Consider the following 17,511-nt stretch of genomic DNA (forward strand, 5'->3'; position numbering starts at 1 on the left):
CTACAACAGCACGATGTCGTACTGCCCCTGCCCCATCGCGGGCTCGGATTGCAGCGAGATCGGCTTGCCGATGAAGTCGCTCAGCCCCGCCAGATGCTGGCTTTCCTCGTCGAGCAACAGCTCGATCACCTGCGGCGATGCGACGATGCGGAACTCGCGCGGCGTGAACTGCCGCGCCTCCCTCAGGATCTCGCGCATCACGTCGTAGGCCGCGGTGCGCGCCGTCTTCACGATGCCCTGCCCGGCACACGCTGCGCAGGGCTCGCACAGCATGTGTGCGAGCGACTCGCGCGTGCGTTTACGCGTCATCTCGACCAGCCCCAGCGGCGAGAAACCGCCCGCACTGGTCTTCACCCTGTCGCGCGCCAGCTGTTTGCGGAACTCGGCCAACACCTGCTCGCGATGGCCGTCTCGCGCCATGTCGATGAAGTCGACGATGATGATGCCACCCAGATTGCGCAGTCGCAGTTGCCTTGCGATGGCCTGCGCGGCCTCCAGGTTGGTCTTGAAGATCGTGTCGTCGAAGTTGCGCGCGCCGACGAAGCCACCGGTGTTCACGTCGATGGTCGTCAGTGCCTCGGTCTGGTCGACCACCAGGTAGCCGCCCGACTTCAAATCGACCCGGCGGCCGAGCGCCTTGGCGATTTCCTCGTCGACCGAACACAGATCGAACACCGGCCGCTCGCCCCTGTAGTGCTGCAGCTTGCCCGCCGCCTGCGGCATGAATTCCTGGCCGAACTTCAACAGCAGCTCGAACTGTTCGCGTGAGTCGATGCGGATGGCCTGGGTGTTTTCGCTGGTCAGGTCGCGCAGCACGCGCTGCAACAGGCTCAGGTCCTGGTGCAGCAGCGACATGGGTGGCAGACGGCCCGACAGCTCACGGATGCGCGACCAGGTCTTTCGCAGGTAGGCGATGTCGTCGGCCAGCTCCGCGTCAGACGAATCCTCGCCGTTGGTGCGCAGAATGAAGCCGCCCGTGTTCGCCGGCAGCACACCGCCGCCATCGGCCGCCGCGGCGGCGTCGATGAGCACCTGCATCCGGTGGCGCAGGGCATCGCGCAAGTCGGGCGGTATCTTCTGCGACACGCCCACATGGTTGTCCTGGGGCAGGAACACCAGCAGCCGGCCGGCGATGCTGATCTGCGTGGACAGCCGCGCGCCTTTGGTGCCGATCGGATCCTTGATCACCTGCACCAGCAGCGATTGGCCTTCGAACACCTGCTTCTCGATCGGTATCTGAACCCCGCCATTGCGGTGATCGCGATCGGGCTGCTGGGTCACCGGGCGCGAACCCGGCGTGAACGGCGCCACGATGTCGGCCACATGCAGGAAGGCGGTGCGGTCCAGGCCAATGTCGATGAAGGCCGACTGCATGCCGGGCAGCACGCGCGACACCTTTCCCAGGTAGACGTTGCCGACCAGGCCACGCTCGAGCGTGCGTTCGACATGCAGTTCCTGTACCGCGCCATGTTCGATGATGGCCACCCGCGTTTCCTGCGGCGACCAATTGATCAGGATGTCTTGCATGCATATCCCCTTGCAATGCCGGCGCGGTCCAGCAGTTGCGCAGTCTCGAACATCGGCAGGCCCATGATGCCCGAGTAGGAACCACTCATGTGTTCGATGAACGCCGCTGCCGCACCCTGCACGCCATAGGCGCCCGCCTTGCCAAAGGGTTCGCCGCCTGCAATGTAGGCGTCGATCGCGGCTGGGCTCAGCGGCGCAAAGCGCACGTCCGACACACTGAGGGCGGCATGCCGCTGGCTGCCGTTCTGCAGCGCAATGGCCGTGAACACGCTGTGCGTGCGGCCCGCGAGCCGCGCCAGCATGCGGCGCGCGTCGTCGGCGTCCTGCGGCTTGCCGAGGATGTCCAGATCGAGCGCGACGGTCGTGTCCGCGCACAGGATCGGACCGCCTGCAAGCGAACGGCGGGCATGGCGGGCCACGGCGGCGTCGAGCTTGAGCGCGGTCACGCGCTGTACGTAGTCGCGCGGCGATTCGCCAGGCTGCACGGTTTCGAGCGCCTCGGCATCCTCGTCGGGCGTGGCCAGCAGGAGACGATGCGGCACGCCCAGTTGGTCGAGCAACTGGGCACGGCGCGGGCTCTGGGAGGCGAGATAGATGAAGGGAAAGGGAGAAGAGTCGCTCATTCGCGGTGGTAGGGGTGGCCGGCATTGACCGACCAGGCTCTGTAGAGCTGTTCGACCAGCAGCACCCGCGCCATCGCATGAGGCAGCGTCAGGTCGGACAGGCGGATGCGTTCGTGCGCAGCGGCCTTGAAGGCCGGGTCGAGCCCATCGGGCCCGCCGATCACCAGGGCAACGTTGTCACCCTCGCCCTGCCAGGTCTGCAGGCGGCTGGCCAGCGCCTTGGTGGTAAGCGACGTGCCGCGCTCATCGAGCGCCACGATGCGCATGCCGCGCGCAATGGCGCCTTCGATGCGCTCACGCTCGGCAGCGTAGAGGGTTTCAAGGGTCTTGGAGCCGCGTGGCTCCGTCTTGACGGCGCGCAACTCGAGCTTGAGCTCAGGCGGAAAGCGCTTGGCGTAGTCGTCCCAGGCGGTCTGTGCCCAGTCGGGCATGCGCTGCCCAACCGCGACCACCAGCAACTTCATTGGCTGCGCGGCGCAGTCTTGCGGGGCGCAGCTTTCTTGGCGGCGACCTTCTTGGCTGCCACCTTCTTGGCTGCCACCTTCTTGGCCGCAGGCTTGCCGACCTTCACGACGGTGGGCTTGCTCGCTGGCTTGGCCGTGGCTGTCTTGGCCGCCGTGCTGCGCGGGGCTGCGCTCTTGGCCGCCGGCGACTTGCGGGCGGGCGATTTGCGCGCCGGACGCGCCCTTTCTGCCTTCTCCGCCTTGGCGGCCTGCTCCGCCTCGCGGATGGCGGTCTTGGCCGCGCTCGCGCGACGCAGCGAGGTCTTGGCGGCGGCCACTTTCTTGGCCGGCTCCTTCTCGGCAACCGCTGCGCCTGCGGGCTTGGCTGCCCCCAGCTTCGTGCGCACCGGCTTCTCGCCCCAGATCTCTTCGAGGTGGTAGTACTGGCGAATGGCCGGTTGCATGATGTGCGCCACGGCCGCGCCGCAGTCCACGATGATCCACTCGCCGTTCACCTCGCCCTCGATGCGCGGCTTGCCGAAGCCCGCCTCGCGCACCGCATCGCGCACGCTGGCCGCCAGCGCCTTGGTCTGACGGTTCGACGTGCCAGAGGCCACGATCACGCGCTCGAACAGCGGCGAGAGATGCTCGGTGTCGAAAACCTTGATGTCCTGCGCCTTGACGTCTTCAAGCCCATCAATGATGGCTCGCTGGAGTTTCTGGGTGTCTTTCTTGGCGGCGGCTTCAGTGGTCATCAGGCGGAGTGGTAGAGGTGGTGTTGTTCAATATAGCGCGCAACGGCTGGCGGGACCAGCCGTGTGATGTCGTCGCCCCGGGCTGCGCGAGCGCGAATCTGGGTTGCGCTGGTGTCCATGGGCGGAAGGTCGAGCGCCTCGAAACGCGCGCTGGCCGGAAGGCCAGGCAAGGTTTGAGGATCGAATCGTGCGATGCCAACCGCGGATTCTACCCGATGAGCTATAGAAATGATAGCAATCGAAAGAATCTCGGTCCATCCGTGCCAGCCCGGCAGTGCCACAGCCTGGTCGGCACCCATGATAAGTACCAATTGCGACGCCGGATGCTCGGCCTGCAGTTCGCGCAATGTGTCGAGCGTGTAGGTCGGCCCGCTGCGCAGCGTCTCCCTCGGGTCGACCACGACGTTCGGCAGATCACCGAAGGCCAGCTCGGCCATCGCCAGCCGATGCGGGGCGGCGGTGAGCGCGCGCGCCTTGTGCCAGGCCTGCCCGGTCGGGAAGATGCGCAGGCTGGCGAGCGATAACTGGGAAAGCGCGGCCTGCGCCAGTGCCACATGGGCAATGTGCGGCGGATCGAACGCACCGCCGAAGACGCCGATGCGCGGCGCACCCGCCAGCGGCGTCAGAGCCATTCGCGGCGCACGATGAAATCGGTGTAGAGCGCGGCCTCGGGTGTGCCCGGAGCCGGCTGCGACTGGTAGGCCCAGCTCGCATGCGGCGGCATCGACAGCAGGATCGACTCGGTACGCCCCCCCGATTGCAGGCCGAAATGCGTGCCGCGGTCCCACACCAGATTGAACTCGACATAACGGCCACGCCGATAGCGCTGGAAGTCGCGTTCGCGCTCACCGTAGGGCGTTTCACGTCGCCGCTCGACGATCGGCATGTACGCCGGGAGCAATGCGTCGCCGACCGAACGCATCATCTCGAAGCTGCGTTCGAAGTCGAACTCGGAGAAGTCGTCGAAGAACACGCCTCCCACGCCGCGCTGCTCGTTGCGGTGCTTGAGGAAGAAATAGTCGTCGCACCAGGTCTTGAACCGGGGGTACTTGTCCTCACCGAAGGGCGCGAGCGCGTCGCGGCACGTGCGGTGGAAATGCACCGCGTCCTCTTCGAAGCCGTAATTCGGCGTCAGATCAAGCCCGCCACCGAACCAGCACACCGCCTCGCCCGACGCTGGCAATGCCGCCAACATCCGCACATTCATGTGCACGGTCGGCACGTAGGGGTTGCGCGGATGGAACACCAGCGATACCCCCATCGCCTCGAAGGCGGCACCTGCCAGTTCGGGGCGGTGCTGGGTGGCCGATGGGGGCAAGCGGGGCCCGGTGACCTGCGAGAAGCCGCAGCCGGCGCGCTCGAACAACGCGCCGCCTTCGAGGATGCAGGTCAGGCCGCTGCCCTGCAGCGCTTCTCCCGGGGCCTTCTGCCAGGCGTCGCGCACGCAGGTGCCGCCATCGGCCGCCTCGACGGCCGCGACGATGCGTTGTTGAAGATCGCGCAGGTACGCGCTGACGACCGCCTGGCGCGCCGGCATCAGCTGTTGCGCGACTGCACCGCGCGGAACCCGATGTCCTTGCGGTATTGAACGCCGTCGAATTGCACGCGCGCGGCCACTTCGTAGGCGCGTTGCTGCGCCAGCTTGACGCTGTCGGCCAGCACCGTCACGCACAGCACACGGCCGCCGCTGGTGCGCAATTCACCATTCTCCAGCGTCGTGCCGGCATGGAATACCACGGCATCGGCGGCTTCGGGTGGCAGGCCGCTGATGCGGTCGCCCTTGCGGGGCGACAGCGGGTAACCGTGCGCGGCCAGCACCACGCCGAGTGCGACGCGACGGTCCCATTGCAGTTCGACCTGGTCGAGCGTGCCATCGGTGGCGTGCCAGAACAGTTCGAACAGGTCCGACTTCAACCGCATCATGATCGGCTGCGTTTCCGGATCGCCCATGCGACAGTTGAATTCCAGCGTCTTCGGATGGCCGGTGGCATCGATCATCAGGCCCGCATACAGGAAGCCGGTGTAGGGAATGCCGTCCTTCTCCATGCCGCGGATGGTTGGCAGGATGATCTCGCGCATTGCGCGTGCATGCACCTCGGCGGTAACGACCGGGGCGGGCGAATAGGCACCCATGCCGCCCGTGTTCGGTCCTTCGTCGCCATCGAGCAGACGCTTGTGGTCCTGGCTGGTCGCCAGCGCGGTCACATTCTTGCCGTCGCACAGCACGATGAAGCTGGCTTCCTCGCCCTGCAGGAACTCTTCGATGACCACGCGCGCACCGCCCGCGTTGTGCGACACGCCGAACTTGTTGTCCACGAGCATGAAGTCGACCGCCTCATGGGCTTCGGCCGCCGTCATGGCGACCACCACGCCCTTGCCTGCTGCCAGGCCGTCGGCCTTGACCACGATCGGCGCCCCCTTGGCGTCGACATAGGCATGCGCGGCGGCGGCGTCGGTGAACGCCTCGTACTCGGCCGTCGGGATCTTGTGGCGCTTCATGAACGCCTTGGAGAACGCCTTGGAGCTCTCCAGTTGGGCTGCCGCCTTGGTCGGGCCGAAGATGCGCAGGCCATGCGCGCGGAATTCGTCGACCACGCCAGCGGCGAGCGGTGCTTCCGGGCCGACCACGGTCAGCGCGACCTTTTCCCGCTGCGCCCACTCACGCAGCGCCACGGGATCGGTCAGTTCGATGTTCTCGAAGCGGCGATCGGTGGCCGTTCCTCCGTTGCCGGAGGCTACATAGAGACGGGACACGCGGTCCGACTGGGACAATCGCCAGGCCAGGGCATGTTCACGGCCGCCGTTGCCGATAACGAGGACTTTCATTCGGAGATCGCCGCGTTGTGGAAGACGTCTTGCACGTCGTCCAGGTCTTCAAGGATGTCGAGGAGTTTCTGCATTTTGGCGCCCTCCTCGCCAGAAAGCTCGATGGTGTTTTCGGCACGCATCGTGACCTCGGCCGCATCGGGCGTCAGGCCCGCGGCCTCGAGCGCGAGCTTCACGGCCTCGAAATCGGCCGCTGCGGTGAGCACCTCGATGGCGCCCTCCTCGTCGGTCAGCACGTCCTCGGCGCCCGCCTCCAGGGCGACTTCCATGACCTTGTCCTCGTCGGTGCCGGGCGCGAAGATGAACTGTCCGCAATGCTTGAACTGGAACGACACCGAGCCTTCGGTGCCCATGTTGCCGCCATGCTTGGAGAATGCGTGGCGCACCTCAGCAACCGTGCGCACACGGTTGTCGGTCATGGTGTCGACGATGATGGCCGCGCCGCCGATGCCGTAGCCTTCATAGCGGATTTCCTCGTAGCTCACGCCTTCGAGGTTGCCTGTGGCCTTGTCGATGTTGCGCTTGACGGTGTCGATCGGGAGGTTGACGGCCTTGGCCTTTTCCACCGCCAGCCGCAGCCGCGGATTGGTCCCGAGATCGCCCCCGCCCAGACGGGCCGCGACGGTGATTTCACGGATGGCGCGCGTCCAGAGCTTGCCGCGCTTTTCGTCCTGCCGGCCCTTTCGGTGCTGAATGTTTGCCCATTTGCTGTGTCCGGCCATGGCTGTCTATCTCGCTGTCATATGTTTCAAAGCAATCCGTGATTTTACTGTCCGGCGGGCCCACGCCCGGCTTCCGCTGACAGGCCATTGCCCGCCATTGGGGATAATTGAAGGGAGAATCGCGCCGCCGCCTGTCCCCTTGCGCACGGAACATCCCACCGCCATACGAATGAATACAGTTGTAACTCCGATCGACGCAAGGAAATCTACACAGAAAAGCCACAACGTGCTTGCGGCGCACCGTGGACAGACCGGCGTGTGTACGCCAAAGAAGAACGTCGGGAACGCCCGATGAGCGCCGGCCACACCCAGCCCACCGCGTCCGTTTCGCCCCTGCGCATCGACCGTCTGAGCCTGCCCGACAGCCTGACGCTCGTTCATGGCGACAGGCATCCGTTGGGCGCGCTCGGTTACGGAACGCCAGCCAACGTCGACTGGATGCCGACTGTCGACGCGCAGGTGCTGCTGGGCAATGCGCCATGCGCGGACATCTTGCAGACGCGCCTGCCCATCACCGCCGGCACCACCGGTTGCGTGCGTTGGCGCAGCGACGGCCACTGGATGCTCGGCACCATCGACCTCGACGAAGGCGCCGAGCCTGAAGGGTTGGCTGCGCTGGCCGAGCGGGCGTACCGCGACCTTTTCCAGGCGCAGGAAGCCGCCGGCTGCCCACATTTGCAACGCGTCTGGAACTACCTGCCGCAGATCAACGGCGACGGCGGCGGGCTCGAACGCTACCGCCAGTTCAACCTCGGCCGCCAGCGCGCTTTCCTCGCAGCGGGACGGGCAGCTTTCGAGGGCGCGCCAGCGGCCTGTGCGCTCGGCATCCGCCAAGGGGCGCTCAGCGTGCGCTTTCTCGCCGGGCGGCACGCACCGCTGCCGGTGGAAAACCCGCGCCAGGTGTCGGCCTACCGCTATCCCCCAACCTACGGCCCGAGCGCACCGACGTTCTCGCGCGCGGCGCTGTCCGCCCTGGGTGACGACCAGGTCGCGCTCTTCATCTCAGGCACCGCCAGCATCGTCGGGCACGAGACCCTGCATGCGGGCGACGTGCAGGCCCAGACCCGCGAGACCCTGCGCAACCTGAGCGCGGTGATCGACGCCGCCCATCGGCATGGCAGCGCGCGCTTTGCACTGGCCGATCTGCACGGCGTCGTCTATATCCGGCATGCCGCCGACGCGCCCGCGGTGCAGCGCCTGCTGGCCGAGGCGGTCGGCGAAACGGCGCCGCTGGTGCGCCAGGCGGTTTTCCTGGAAGCCGACGTCTGCCGTCAGGACCTCCTGGTTGAAATCGAAGCCCACGCGGTCTCGACGGGCACGCTGCGCGCATGAATCGCGCCGCCACGCGTCGATGAAGGCGCCCATGCATGCGCCGATGACTGCAAAAGTGGGACGCTGCCTGCGCGCGGCAGGCAGCATGCTGCGCGCCGTGCCGCTCTACGCCATGCTTGTGCTGCTCGGGCTGACCTCGCTCGCATGGAACGTGATCGCCATGACGCTGCATCCGGTGATGCCGGCCGCGCACGCGCGCACCGTCGGCCGCGCGGCCATCGCCTTCGCATACCGGTCGTTCTGGGCCATCGCGTCGTTCACCGGAATGATGCGCATCGACGCCGCCTGCATGGACGCGCTGCGCAGCGAGCGCGGACTGATCGTGGTCGCCAACCACCCAACCATGCTCGACGCCCTGCTGCTGGTGGCGCGCCTGCCGCGCAGCGCCTGCATCATGAAGGCCGACCTGATGCGCAACGTCTTCATCGGCGCGGGCGCGCGGCTGGCCCACTACATCTGCAACGACTCCCCCCGGCGCATGATCAAGCTGGCCGTTGAAGACCTGCGCCAGGGCGGGCAACTGGTTCTGTTTCCGGAGGGCACGCGTACCGTGCGCGCACCCATCAACGCCTTTCGGCCCGGCGTCACGTTGATCGCGAAGATGGCGCAGGTGCCAATCCAGACCGTCTTCATCGAAACCAACACCCGGTATCTCAGCAAGGGCTGGCCGCTGTGGCGCGTGCCCGCGCTGCCGCTGGTCTTCACGCTGCGGCTGGGCCAGCGCTTTGCGCCGTCCCAGGACAGCGACGCGCTGCTGCGCCAGCTCGAACAGTACTTTCGCCACCAAATGGAACAGAGCGCCACCGAAGCGCCCCTCGCATGCCAGACGCCTCGCGCACCCACCTTGTCCTGATTCCCAGCTACAACACCGGTGAACGGCTGTTCTCGACGGTCGCGGCCGCGCGCGCCCAATGGAGCCCCGTGTGGGTGGTGGTCGACGGCAGCACCGACGGAACCGGTGAACGACTGCAGGAAATGGCGCGCAGCGACCCGGGCCTGCGCGTCTGGCTGCTGCCCGAGAACCAGGGCAAGGGCTCGGCGGTTCTGCACGGCCTGCGCATGGCCGAGCAGGCCGGTTTCACGCATGCGCTGGCCATGGATTCCGATGGCCAGCATCCGGCCGACCTGATCCCCGCCTTCATGCAGGCCTCCCTGGCGCGGCCCGACACGATGGTGCTCGGACGCCCGATCTTCGACGCCAGCGCGCCACTGCTGCGCGTGCGGGGCCGGCGCATCTCCAACGGCTGGACCCAGCTGGAGACGCTGTTCGCGGGCATCGGCGACTCGCTCTACGGCTTTCGCATCTATCCGGTCGGCGCACTGATCCGCGTGATGGAGCGCCAGCCATGGATGCGTCGCTTCGACTTCGACACCGAGGCGGTCGTGCGCCTGGCCTGGGGCGGCGTGAAACCGGTGAACATCGATGCGCCCGTCAAATACCTCAGCGCGGCGGAGGGCGGCGTGTCCCATTTCAACTACCTACGTGACAATGTGCTGCTGACCTGGATGCACACGCGGTTGATGGTGGAATTCGTGCTGCGGCTGCCGCAGTTGCTCTACCGGCGGCTGCGACGCAAGCCGCCGTTCCAGCGCTGACACGCACGAGGCCGACGGCTGCATCAGCCGGGCTCGATTCACCGAAGTCTTTCATGCCGAGCCCCCTGCCCCCCCACTGGACCGTCGACATCGGCCTGCGCATGCGCAGGCACTTCCTGCTGAAACTCGTCGGCACTACCGCCTTCACATGGCTGTTCTTCATCGGCTACTTCGAGCTGTTGCGCCACCCGGTGTTCGAAGTCACCGTGATGCCGCTGATTGCACTCGATGCGCTGGTGCCCTTCACACCGAGTGCGCTGGCGGCGTATTTGTCACTCTGGGTCTACGTCGGGATGGGGCCGGGTCTGCAATACACCTTCCGCGAATTGGTCGTGTACAGCCTGTGGATCAGCGCCATGTGCGTGGCGGGCCTGGTTTGCTTTTACTTCTGGCCGACCGCGGTGCCCGCGCGCAACTTCGACGCCAGCGGCTACCCCGGCTTCGCGCTGCTGCAGGGCGTTGACGCAGCGGGCAATGCCTGCCCTTCGATGCACGTGGCAGCGGCCATGTTCACGATGCTGCGCATCGAGCAGGTGTTGCGGGACGCACGCACACCCGTCGTGCTGCGCGCACTCAACCTCCTGTGGTTCGTCGCCATCGCCTGGTCCACGCTCGCCACCCGTCAGCATGTCGCCCTGGACGCGCTGGCGGGTGCGGCGCTCGGCATCGCCTTTGCCGTCCCTTCTTTGCGTTGGCGGCCACGCGCGACGGGCCCGCTGGCGCATCGGGCCGACCGAATATCATCAGGCACAACCAGAATTACACAGAGGTAGAGAGCAATGAGTTCGTTGAAGGACCTGCAGGCGTTGATCCAGGACAAATACGACATCGACCCGGCCACCCTCGACCCGCATGCATCCATGCGCGACAAGGGTTTCGATTCGCTGGCGCTTGCCGAATTCGTTTTCGCCATCGAAGACCATTTCCATATTTCGATGCCCGATGACGATCTGAGCATCGACACGCTCGCCGGCCTGGCCGCGCTGGTCGACAGCGTGCTGGCCAAGCAACCCGCAGCAGCCAGGGCAGCGTGAGCCTGCAGCAGGTCCTGGTCACTGGCCTGGGCGTCATGGCGCCCCACGGCGACGACGCTGGCCGCTTTTTCGACGCGCTGCTGCGGGGTGAATCGGCCATCCGCCCCATCCTTCCTGACCTGCCCAAACCAGCGGCCGCGGCCACCGTGGACTTCGAGGCGGCACGGTGGTTCAGCAAGCTGCAGCTCGCTGGCGTCGACCGGGTGAGCCAGCTCGCCGTGGCGGCAGCCGATCTGGCCCTGCGCGATGCAGGCCTGGTCGGCGCCCCTGAAAGCGCGCCGGACGTGGCGCCAGAACGCATCGGTGTCTATGCCGGTTGCGGCATGGGGGGCGCAGGGGCGCTCGAAGCCGCCTACCGCAGCGGCGCCAGTGGCCGGGTGCCGCCGCTGACCGTGCCGGCCTTCATGCCAAACGCGCCGGCATCACACGTGGCGATGCGCCTGAACGCCCAAGGGCCGGTGCTCACCTATTCGGTGGCCTGTGCGTCGTCTTCCATTGCCATTGCCGAAGCGGCCAAGGCCGTGGAGCGCGGCGAGGTCGACGTCGCCATCGCTGGTGGCAGCGAAGCATTGATCGTCGAAGGCGTGGTGCTTGCATGGCAGGCGATGCAGACATTGGCCAGCTTCGCACCCGGCGAGGCCGCCAGCGCGGTCCGTCCATTCGCCAGCGACCGCACCGGCTTCGCGCTGGGCGAAGGCGCGGCGTTCCTCGTGCTCGAATCCGCCGCGCACGCCGAGCGGCGCGGCGCGCGCAGCCATGCACGGTTGGCCGGCTGGGGCAGCACCTGCGATGCGACCCATCTCACCAAGCCGGATGCCGCCGGCCAGGCCCGCGCCTTGCGCGCGGCCCTGCGCATGGCCGACCTGCAGCCGGCAGACGTCGGCTACTGCAACGCCCACGGCACCGCCACCCGCATCGGCGACGTGGTGGAGCGCCAGGCGCTGGCCGAGGTCTGGGGCTCGCAGCTGGATCGGCTGGCCGTGAGCTCCACCAAGGCCCTGCATGGTCATCTGCTCGGCGCCGCTGGCGCGTTGGAGGCGGTGGTGACCGTGCTCGCGCTGCGCCGCCGTCAACTGCCGCCGAATGCGCACTGCAGCACGCCAGACCCGGACTGCGCACTGAACCTGGTCCCCGCCGTTGGCGCCGAAGCGCCCGGTCTCGAAGCGGCGATCAGCAGTTCTTTCGCCTTCGGCGGATCGAACGCAACGCTGCTTTTCACGCGGGGATGACAGCCAGGACCCCAGCGGGTCAGGCGCCGGCGTAATCTCGCTCGTCGCAGCGCGCGAGGTACTCGCGCACCGGCTGGCGCAGCCAGTTCCACAGCAGGCCGGCGAACAGCACGACCGCAAACGCGCTCGCCAATGCAAAGCCGTAGCGCATGCCACCAAAGGCGTCGGCCACCAGGCCCATGGCGAACGGACCGGCCGCCGCAGCCAGGCACGAAAAGAACAGGTTGAAGCCCGCCACGGCGCCATGCTGCGCACGCGGCGCGCAGCTGATGCCCTTCGAGTTGAGCGTGGGGTACAGCACGGACATGAACAGCCCCGAGGCCGGCAGCAGGTACACCGCCCAGGCCACACCGCCCCACAGGGCGACGAGGAAGCACAAGGCGATGCCGAAGGACATGGCGCAGATCAGCAGCGTCCATTCCACGCGGCTGAGCAGCCAGCCGCCCAGAAAACGGCCAAGCGCACGCAATGCAAAGAAGACCGGCAGCGCGTAAGCGGCCAGCCAGGTCGACGGACCCTTGTAGCCGAGCAGCAGCGTCGGCAACCACACGTAGATTGCACATTCCACGGCCACGTACATGAAAAGCGATAGCGCAAAGCCCAACACGTAGGGCTGGCGCATGAGCGCGAAGCACTGGCGCAGGCTGGCCTCGTGCGCGGCGATGGTGTCGCCAGCACCGACCACCGACACCGGCGGCTGCGGATAGCGCACGCTCGCCGCCGAGATCACCAGAACCATCGCCAGCACGGCTGCAGCCAGGTACAGCCACTTCCAGGGCAGCCCGGTGTGCAGCAGCCATGTCACCAGCGCGGGCCCGACGATGGCGCCGATCGCGAAGAAGCCCTCCACCGTATTCATGGTGGCCGTGTGCTCGCGGGTCGAGCGTGAGAGATCGCCGATCAGCGCCAGCGCGCCGGTCTTGAAGATGCCAACGGCGACGCCCGACAGCATGAGCAGCACCAGAAAGAAGCCAAAGCCGTCACCCAGGGCGAACATGCCGCTGGCCAGCGAGAACAACGCCAGCCCCAGCAATATCGTGAACTTGCGGCCCAGCCGGTCGGCCAGGCCACCCAGCAGAAAGCCCGACAACGCAATGGCCAGCATGGTGCCGTAGTGGAAGGCGCTGGCTGCCGCCATGCTCAGACCATAGGTGCGGATCACCTCGGGCAGGATCACGCCGACGGCATCGGTCGTCATGGCGAAGATCAGGAACATCAGGCAGGTGAGCCAGCGCAGCAGATGGGTCTGCGCGGGTAGGGGTGCAGCATGTGGCATGGCAGTCGTTTCCTCGTGGGGGTGGGCGGCAGCGAACGGATGGGGCGAAAAGCCTGCTTCCCTCTTCAGCGGGCCGCGTCGGGGCCGGCGACCACCCAGCGTGCGGGGCTGCCCGCGGGGCCACCCTCCTGGGCGATGACGGCGATGCGTGCAGCCAGATCGACGTCCAGCCGCGCCTGGGAGTCACCCTGTGTCCAGACCATCGACAGATGGCCCGGCTGCGCGGGCAGCAGGCGGAATTCGCCCGCGAAGGCGGGATGCGCATTGCGCCAGGCCGCCAGCGCCAGCAGGCGGCGCACCGGCGGCGCCTCCAGGCACTTGCGGACCTCGTCCGCGTCGTAGTGATGGCGGTTGATGTCACGGCCAACGTGGGTGCGCTCGAGCAGCGCCATGTCATTGACGCCGCCCAGCAGGCCCACGTAATAGACCTGCGGCACGCCCGGCGCGAAGAACTGAATCGCGCGTGCCACCAGATAAGCCTCGTCGTCGCGGGCCAGCGCGTCGTAGTAAGTGCAGTTGACTTGGTAGAGGTCCAGGTTGGAGGCCGCCGCGCCGGTGGCCTGACGGCTCTGGCCGGCGCTGTTGACGTGGATGGTTTCGACCAGCGCATCGATGGCCTCGGGCGCCAGCAGCCCCGGACGCCCCGTGACGGCATCCGCGCCCACGTCGATCACGCCGATGCCGTCGTGCGTGTCCAGCACCGTGACGGCATTGCGCGGGCTCATGGCCAGCCAGCGTGCCAGCGGCGCCGCATCGGCCTGGAAGAGCGCATGCAACACCAGCGGCGGCAGCGCGAAGTCGTACACCCGGTCCACCTTGGCCGCGATCTCGATCTGGGTCTGGTAATAGCTGTGGATCTCCACCAGCACCTCCATGCCCAGGCTGCGTGCCTCCTGGCTCAGCGTCTCTATGAAATCGAAGGTCTCGGGAATCATGAAGCAGCTCGTGCCTGCCTTCTTGATGGCATAGCCGGCCGCATCCAGCCGGATCGCGCGCACGCCCGACGCGTGGAAGCGCTCCAGGATGGCGCGCAGGTAGGCCTGCCCCTGGGGATGGTTCACGTCGATGTCCACTTGCCGGGGCGTGAAAGTGGTCCACAGCAGGCGCTTGTCGCCGTTGTCGAGCGTCACGGCCGTCAGCGGCAGGCCGGGGCGCGGGCGGTAGATGCGCAGCAACTCCTGCTCGGTGGCGCCGTCGGGGAACACGCTGCCGAAGGTCAGGAACATGCCGGCATGGGGCGAGGCGTCGCCCCGGCGGAGGAAATCCTGGAACTGCGGGGAGGCGTCCGAGACGTGGTTGACGATCAGATCGGCCATCACCTCCACCTGCTCACCCAGCGCTCGCACGTCGGCCCAGGTACCCAGGCGCGCATCGACGGCGGTGTGGTCGCTCGGGTCGAAGCCGGCATCTGCCCCGTCGATGGGATCGAAGAAGGGCAGCACGTGCACGCCGCCGATGGCCTCCGACAGCGACCCGCCCAGCAAGGCGGCCAGACCGGGAATGTCACCCGCCAGGCGGTCTGCGTAAGTGATGAGCTGAACTTTGTTTTTCATGAAAATCCTCCGTCAGGGACGGCAATTGCGGGGAAAAGGAAAACGGGCGCCCATGCGGGCCGCCTACAGCCAGGTCTCCAGCTGAAGGCCCACCAGCGTGACGCTGCGGGCGCGGCCGGGCATGGCCAGCGCAGCGGCGGCGGCATCGTTCATCCGCACGCGGGTGACGAACAGCCGCAACTCGGGCCGGCCGTTGAAGCCGGGCTTTGCGCTGAGGGTGGGCGCGATGGTGAACTTGCTCAGCCGCTGCAGCGCCCCCCCGTCGTCGGGGCGGCGCTCGTTGTAACCGGCCTCGAACAGCAACTTGGCATGGCGCGCGATGTCCCAGCTCAGCCGACCGCCGGTCACCCAGCCGTTGTCGACCTGGTTCATGCCATCGGTGCGGCCCCGTTCGATGCCCATCAGCGCCTGGGCGCCCAGCGGGCCGGACTGCCCTTCGACGGCGTGGACGAATCGCTGCGCCGTCCGGCCAACCGTGCTGGAGAAAGCGCCGAATCCGTTGTCCAGCGCGCCCTGGCCTGACGAGAACTGCAGCCAGGTGGTGTGGCGCAGGGTGCGATCGGTCAGTTCGACGGCGCAGCGGTGACGCAGCGACAGCGACTGCCCGTCGCGCTCGCCGCTGGCGCCGCCCCCATGCACCAGGCTGCCCTGCACGCGCAGATCACCGCGCTCACCAATGGGCACGGCGCTCCAATCGATGCTCAGCCGCGACGCCTGAATATCGTGCTGCACGCCCTGCGCCACGTTCTGGATGATCTTGCCGAAATAGGCCACACCGAACAGGCCAGGGCCGGCCGGCAGGCCGTGGATGCCGAATCCCCGGCCACTGTCGGGAAGAAGGTAGTCGGTGTCGACGATGTGCAGGCTCTCGCGATGCCAGGCCCGCTGACCGACCCAGATCACGGCCTGGTCGGGCAGCATCGGCAGGCCCGCGAGTTCGACGAAAGCCTGCTTGAGGGTGTAGTGCAGGTGGTCGGGCGTCGGCGCAGGGTCGTACAGTGCGCCACCCCATACGGCGCGCAGCTTGAGGCCGGAGCCCAGCTCCAAGGTGCGCCCAAGCTTCACCTCGCCATAAAAATCGCCCTCGTTGCCCAGCCTCAGCTTCTGGCCCGCCAGACCCAGGCTGTAGCCACCACGGGGAGCGCCTTCCACCGACGCCCGGGACGCGCCCGTCCGCAGATAGGCAGCGAATTCCAGTTCCCCCTCCTCGGCGGCGATGGCTGAAGCGCAGGCCGTCAGTATCATCAGAACGACTGCCGTCGACCGAAGAATGCGACAAGCGAAAGTTTCCAGTGGATGGCGCACCGTGTTTCTCCCTCACAAGTTTTGATTTGTTTTTCCGACTCATTCAAAGCGCTTTGAGTATCTTTCAAAGCGCTTTGAATTGGACTTGGTAGTTACACCAGTCAGCGGCGTATCGCCGACCTTCGTCTTTTCCTTCTATCGATCACGTCCCATGTCCCTCAAGCAGATCGCCGCCGAGCTCAATCTCTCCTTGACCACGGTCAGCCGCGCGCTCAACGACTACCCCGAGGTGGCAGAAGGCACGCGGCGCCTGGTGCAGGAGGTGGCACGGCGCATCGGCTATCGCGCCAACGCCACCGCGCGACGGCTGGCGCTGGGCAAGGCGGATGCGGTGGGCATGGTGCTGCCCATCGTTCCAGGCCACCTGGCCAGCGACGTGCAGTTCCTCACCGTGGCGGCCGCCATGACCGAACGGCTGGCGCAGGAAGGGGTGGATCTGCTGTTGGTGTCCTCGCCCGTGGATCAGGAGTTGCGCGCCTACGAGCGGGCCATTGCCACCCGCCGCGTCGATGCCTTCGTGGTGCCACGAACCCAGGTGCACGACGCGCGACTGAAGTTGCTGGCCGAGCGCGACGTGCCCTTCGTGGCTTACGGCCGCACCGAAGACGGCCATCTCGCCACCCACGCCTGGCTCGATTTCGATAACCAATCAGGCGGCCGGCAAGCCGGCGAACACCTCCTGGCCCGTGGCCGACGGCGCATGGGCTACGTGGGCGCACCCGCGGTCTACAGCTTCGCTGCCCAGCGCTTCGCGGGTTTCGTCTCGGCGCTGGAGGCGACGGCCGATGCCACGCTACCTCACGCCGCCGTTCGGCGCGATGCGTTCGACCCGCTCGCCGGCTACCAGGCCATGCAGGCCTTGCTGACGCTGAATGCGCAGGAACGCCCCGAGGCCGTGCTGATCGACAACGACCTGGCTGCCCAGGGAGCGCTCCAGGCGGTGAAGGAGCACGGGCTGCAACTGGGCCAGGACCTGGCGCTGGTGGTCTACGGTGAGCTGCCCGCCGAAGCCGCACCGCGAGGTCTGGCCTGCATGCGCCAGGCCAGTTCTGCGGAAACCGGCGTGGAACTCGCCGAGATGGTGCTGGCCCTGCTGAGGGACGAGCCCATCGCGGGGCTGCAGCGTCTGCACCAACCCCGCTTGCAGCAGTTTTAGGAGGCTGCCGGACTCGACGTCGAGAACGACCCGCATCCACGCATCCCTCGATGCCGCCACCATTGTGGTGGGGCGCTGGCCTGGCCGATCCGGCGGCATGGGAGGAGCACCAAGCGTCAGCGAGCAGCCCGCCC

General features: G+C 67.1%; 18 protein-coding genes. 7 read left to right on the forward strand and 11 right to left on the reverse strand.

Annotation, left to right across the window (positions count from 1 at the left end; all coding sequences use genetic code 11):
* Genes rng through J2W36_RS20585 form a run of 8 tightly spaced genes read right to left on the reverse strand, consistent with a single transcriptional unit; the run spans position 1 to position 6,896 of the window.
* Positions 1-1,527 carry a ribonuclease G gene (gene rng, locus J2W36_RS20550; RefSeq protein ID WP_307691630.1) on the reverse strand — a complete coding sequence of 509 codons (1,527 nt, stop codon included), beginning with the start codon at positions 1,525-1,527 and terminating at the stop codon, positions 1-3.
* Positions 1,512-2,150 carry a Maf family protein gene (locus tag J2W36_RS20555; RefSeq protein WP_307691631.1) on the reverse strand — a complete coding sequence of 213 codons (639 nt, stop codon included), beginning with the start codon at positions 2,148-2,150 and terminating at the stop codon, positions 1,512-1,514. Before J2W36_RS20555 ends, rng begins: the two co-directional genes overlap by 16 nt.
* Positions 2,147-2,614, reverse strand: coding sequence for a 23S rRNA (pseudouridine(1915)-N(3))-methyltransferase RlmH (rlmH, locus tag J2W36_RS20560; protein ID WP_307691632.1), 468 nt, complete (start codon positions 2,612-2,614; stop codon positions 2,147-2,149). The genes J2W36_RS20555 and rlmH overlap by 4 nt, the downstream gene beginning before the upstream one ends.
* Positions 2,611-3,348 carry a ribosome silencing factor gene (gene rsfS, locus J2W36_RS20565; protein ID WP_307691633.1) on the reverse strand — a complete coding sequence of 246 codons (738 nt, stop codon included), beginning with the start codon at positions 3,346-3,348 and terminating at the stop codon, positions 2,611-2,613. The genes rlmH and rsfS overlap by 4 nt, the downstream gene beginning before the upstream one ends.
* A complete protein-coding gene (gene nadD, locus J2W36_RS20570; RefSeq protein WP_307691634.1) occupies positions 3,348-3,980 on the reverse strand; it encodes a nicotinate (nicotinamide) nucleotide adenylyltransferase in 633 nt (210 codons plus the stop codon). Before nadD ends, rsfS begins: the two co-directional genes overlap by 1 nt.
* A complete protein-coding gene (hemF, locus tag J2W36_RS20575; protein ID WP_307691635.1) occupies positions 3,971-4,885 on the reverse strand; it encodes an oxygen-dependent coproporphyrinogen oxidase in 915 nt (304 codons plus the stop codon). Before hemF ends, nadD begins: the two co-directional genes overlap by 10 nt.
* A complete protein-coding gene (purD, locus tag J2W36_RS20580) occupies positions 4,885-6,174 on the reverse strand; it encodes a phosphoribosylamine--glycine ligase (RefSeq protein ID WP_307691636.1) in 1,290 nt (429 codons plus the stop codon). The genes hemF and purD overlap by 1 nt, the downstream gene beginning before the upstream one ends.
* A complete protein-coding gene (locus J2W36_RS20585) occupies positions 6,171-6,896 on the reverse strand; it encodes a YebC/PmpR family DNA-binding transcriptional regulator (protein ID WP_307691637.1) in 726 nt (241 codons plus the stop codon). Before J2W36_RS20585 ends, purD begins: the two co-directional genes overlap by 4 nt.
* Positions 6,897-7,187: 291 nt before the next feature.
* Between J2W36_RS20585 and J2W36_RS20590 the strand changes: the two genes are divergently transcribed.
* From J2W36_RS20590 to J2W36_RS20615, 6 genes are read left to right on the forward strand one after another with little or no spacing between them, the layout of a single operon-like run.
* Positions 7,188-8,228: a chorismate transformation FkbO/Hyg5 family protein gene (locus J2W36_RS20590; RefSeq protein ID WP_307691638.1), complete on the forward strand. Its 1,041-nt coding sequence runs from the start codon at positions 7,188-7,190 to the stop codon at positions 8,226-8,228.
* 43 nt (positions 8,229-8,271) lie between these two features.
* Positions 8,272-9,081, forward strand: coding sequence for a lysophospholipid acyltransferase family protein (locus J2W36_RS20595; protein WP_307691639.1), 810 nt, complete (start codon positions 8,272-8,274; stop codon positions 9,079-9,081).
* Positions 9,048-9,824 carry a glycosyltransferase family 2 protein gene (locus J2W36_RS20600; protein ID WP_307691640.1) on the forward strand — a complete coding sequence of 259 codons (777 nt, stop codon included), beginning with the start codon at positions 9,048-9,050 and terminating at the stop codon, positions 9,822-9,824. The genes J2W36_RS20595 and J2W36_RS20600 overlap by 34 nt, the downstream gene beginning before the upstream one ends.
* Positions 9,825-9,877: 53 nt before the next feature.
* On the forward strand, positions 9,878-10,597 hold the full coding sequence (locus tag J2W36_RS20605; RefSeq protein ID WP_307691641.1) for a phosphatase PAP2 family protein: 720 nt from the start codon (positions 9,878-9,880) through the stop codon (positions 10,595-10,597).
* Between the two features lie 6 nt (positions 10,598-10,603).
* On the forward strand, positions 10,604-10,858 hold the full coding sequence (locus tag J2W36_RS20610; RefSeq protein WP_307691642.1) for an acyl carrier protein: 255 nt from the start codon (positions 10,604-10,606) through the stop codon (positions 10,856-10,858).
* A complete protein-coding gene (locus tag J2W36_RS20615) occupies positions 10,855-12,087 on the forward strand; it encodes a beta-ketoacyl-[acyl-carrier-protein] synthase family protein (RefSeq protein ID WP_307691643.1) in 1,233 nt (410 codons plus the stop codon). Before J2W36_RS20610 ends, J2W36_RS20615 begins: the two co-directional genes overlap by 4 nt.
* Positions 12,088-12,106: 19 nt before the next feature.
* On the opposite strand, the gene J2W36_RS20620 is transcribed toward J2W36_RS20615, so the two are convergent.
* The 3 genes from J2W36_RS20620 to J2W36_RS20630 form a co-directional block, all read right to left on the reverse strand.
* Positions 12,107-13,363 (reverse strand): MFS transporter, encoded by a 1,257-nt coding sequence (locus tag J2W36_RS20620; protein WP_307691644.1) that lies wholly within the window; start codon positions 13,361-13,363, stop codon positions 12,107-12,109.
* A gap of 65 nt (positions 13,364-13,428) precedes the next feature.
* Positions 13,429-14,916: a sucrose phosphorylase gene (gene gtfA, locus J2W36_RS20625; RefSeq protein ID WP_307691645.1), complete on the reverse strand. Its 1,488-nt coding sequence runs from the start codon at positions 14,914-14,916 to the stop codon at positions 13,429-13,431.
* Between the two features lie 63 nt (positions 14,917-14,979).
* On the reverse strand, positions 14,980-16,161 hold the full coding sequence (locus J2W36_RS20630; protein ID WP_307691646.1) for a carbohydrate porin: 1,182 nt from the start codon (positions 16,159-16,161) through the stop codon (positions 14,980-14,982).
* Between the two features lie 211 nt (positions 16,162-16,372).
* Here J2W36_RS20630 and J2W36_RS20635 point away from each other — a divergent pair, with 211 nt between their 5' ends.
* A complete protein-coding gene (locus tag J2W36_RS20635) occupies positions 16,373-17,377 on the forward strand; it encodes a substrate-binding domain-containing protein (RefSeq protein ID WP_307691647.1) in 1,005 nt (334 codons plus the stop codon).
* The last annotated feature ends 134 nt before the right edge of the window (positions 17,378-17,511 follow it).

It is taken from the genome of Variovorax ginsengisoli (assembly GCF_030811835.1).
In the GTDB taxonomy this organism is placed as follows: domain Bacteria; phylum Pseudomonadota; class Gammaproteobacteria; order Burkholderiales; family Burkholderiaceae_C; genus Variovorax; species Variovorax ginsengisoli_C.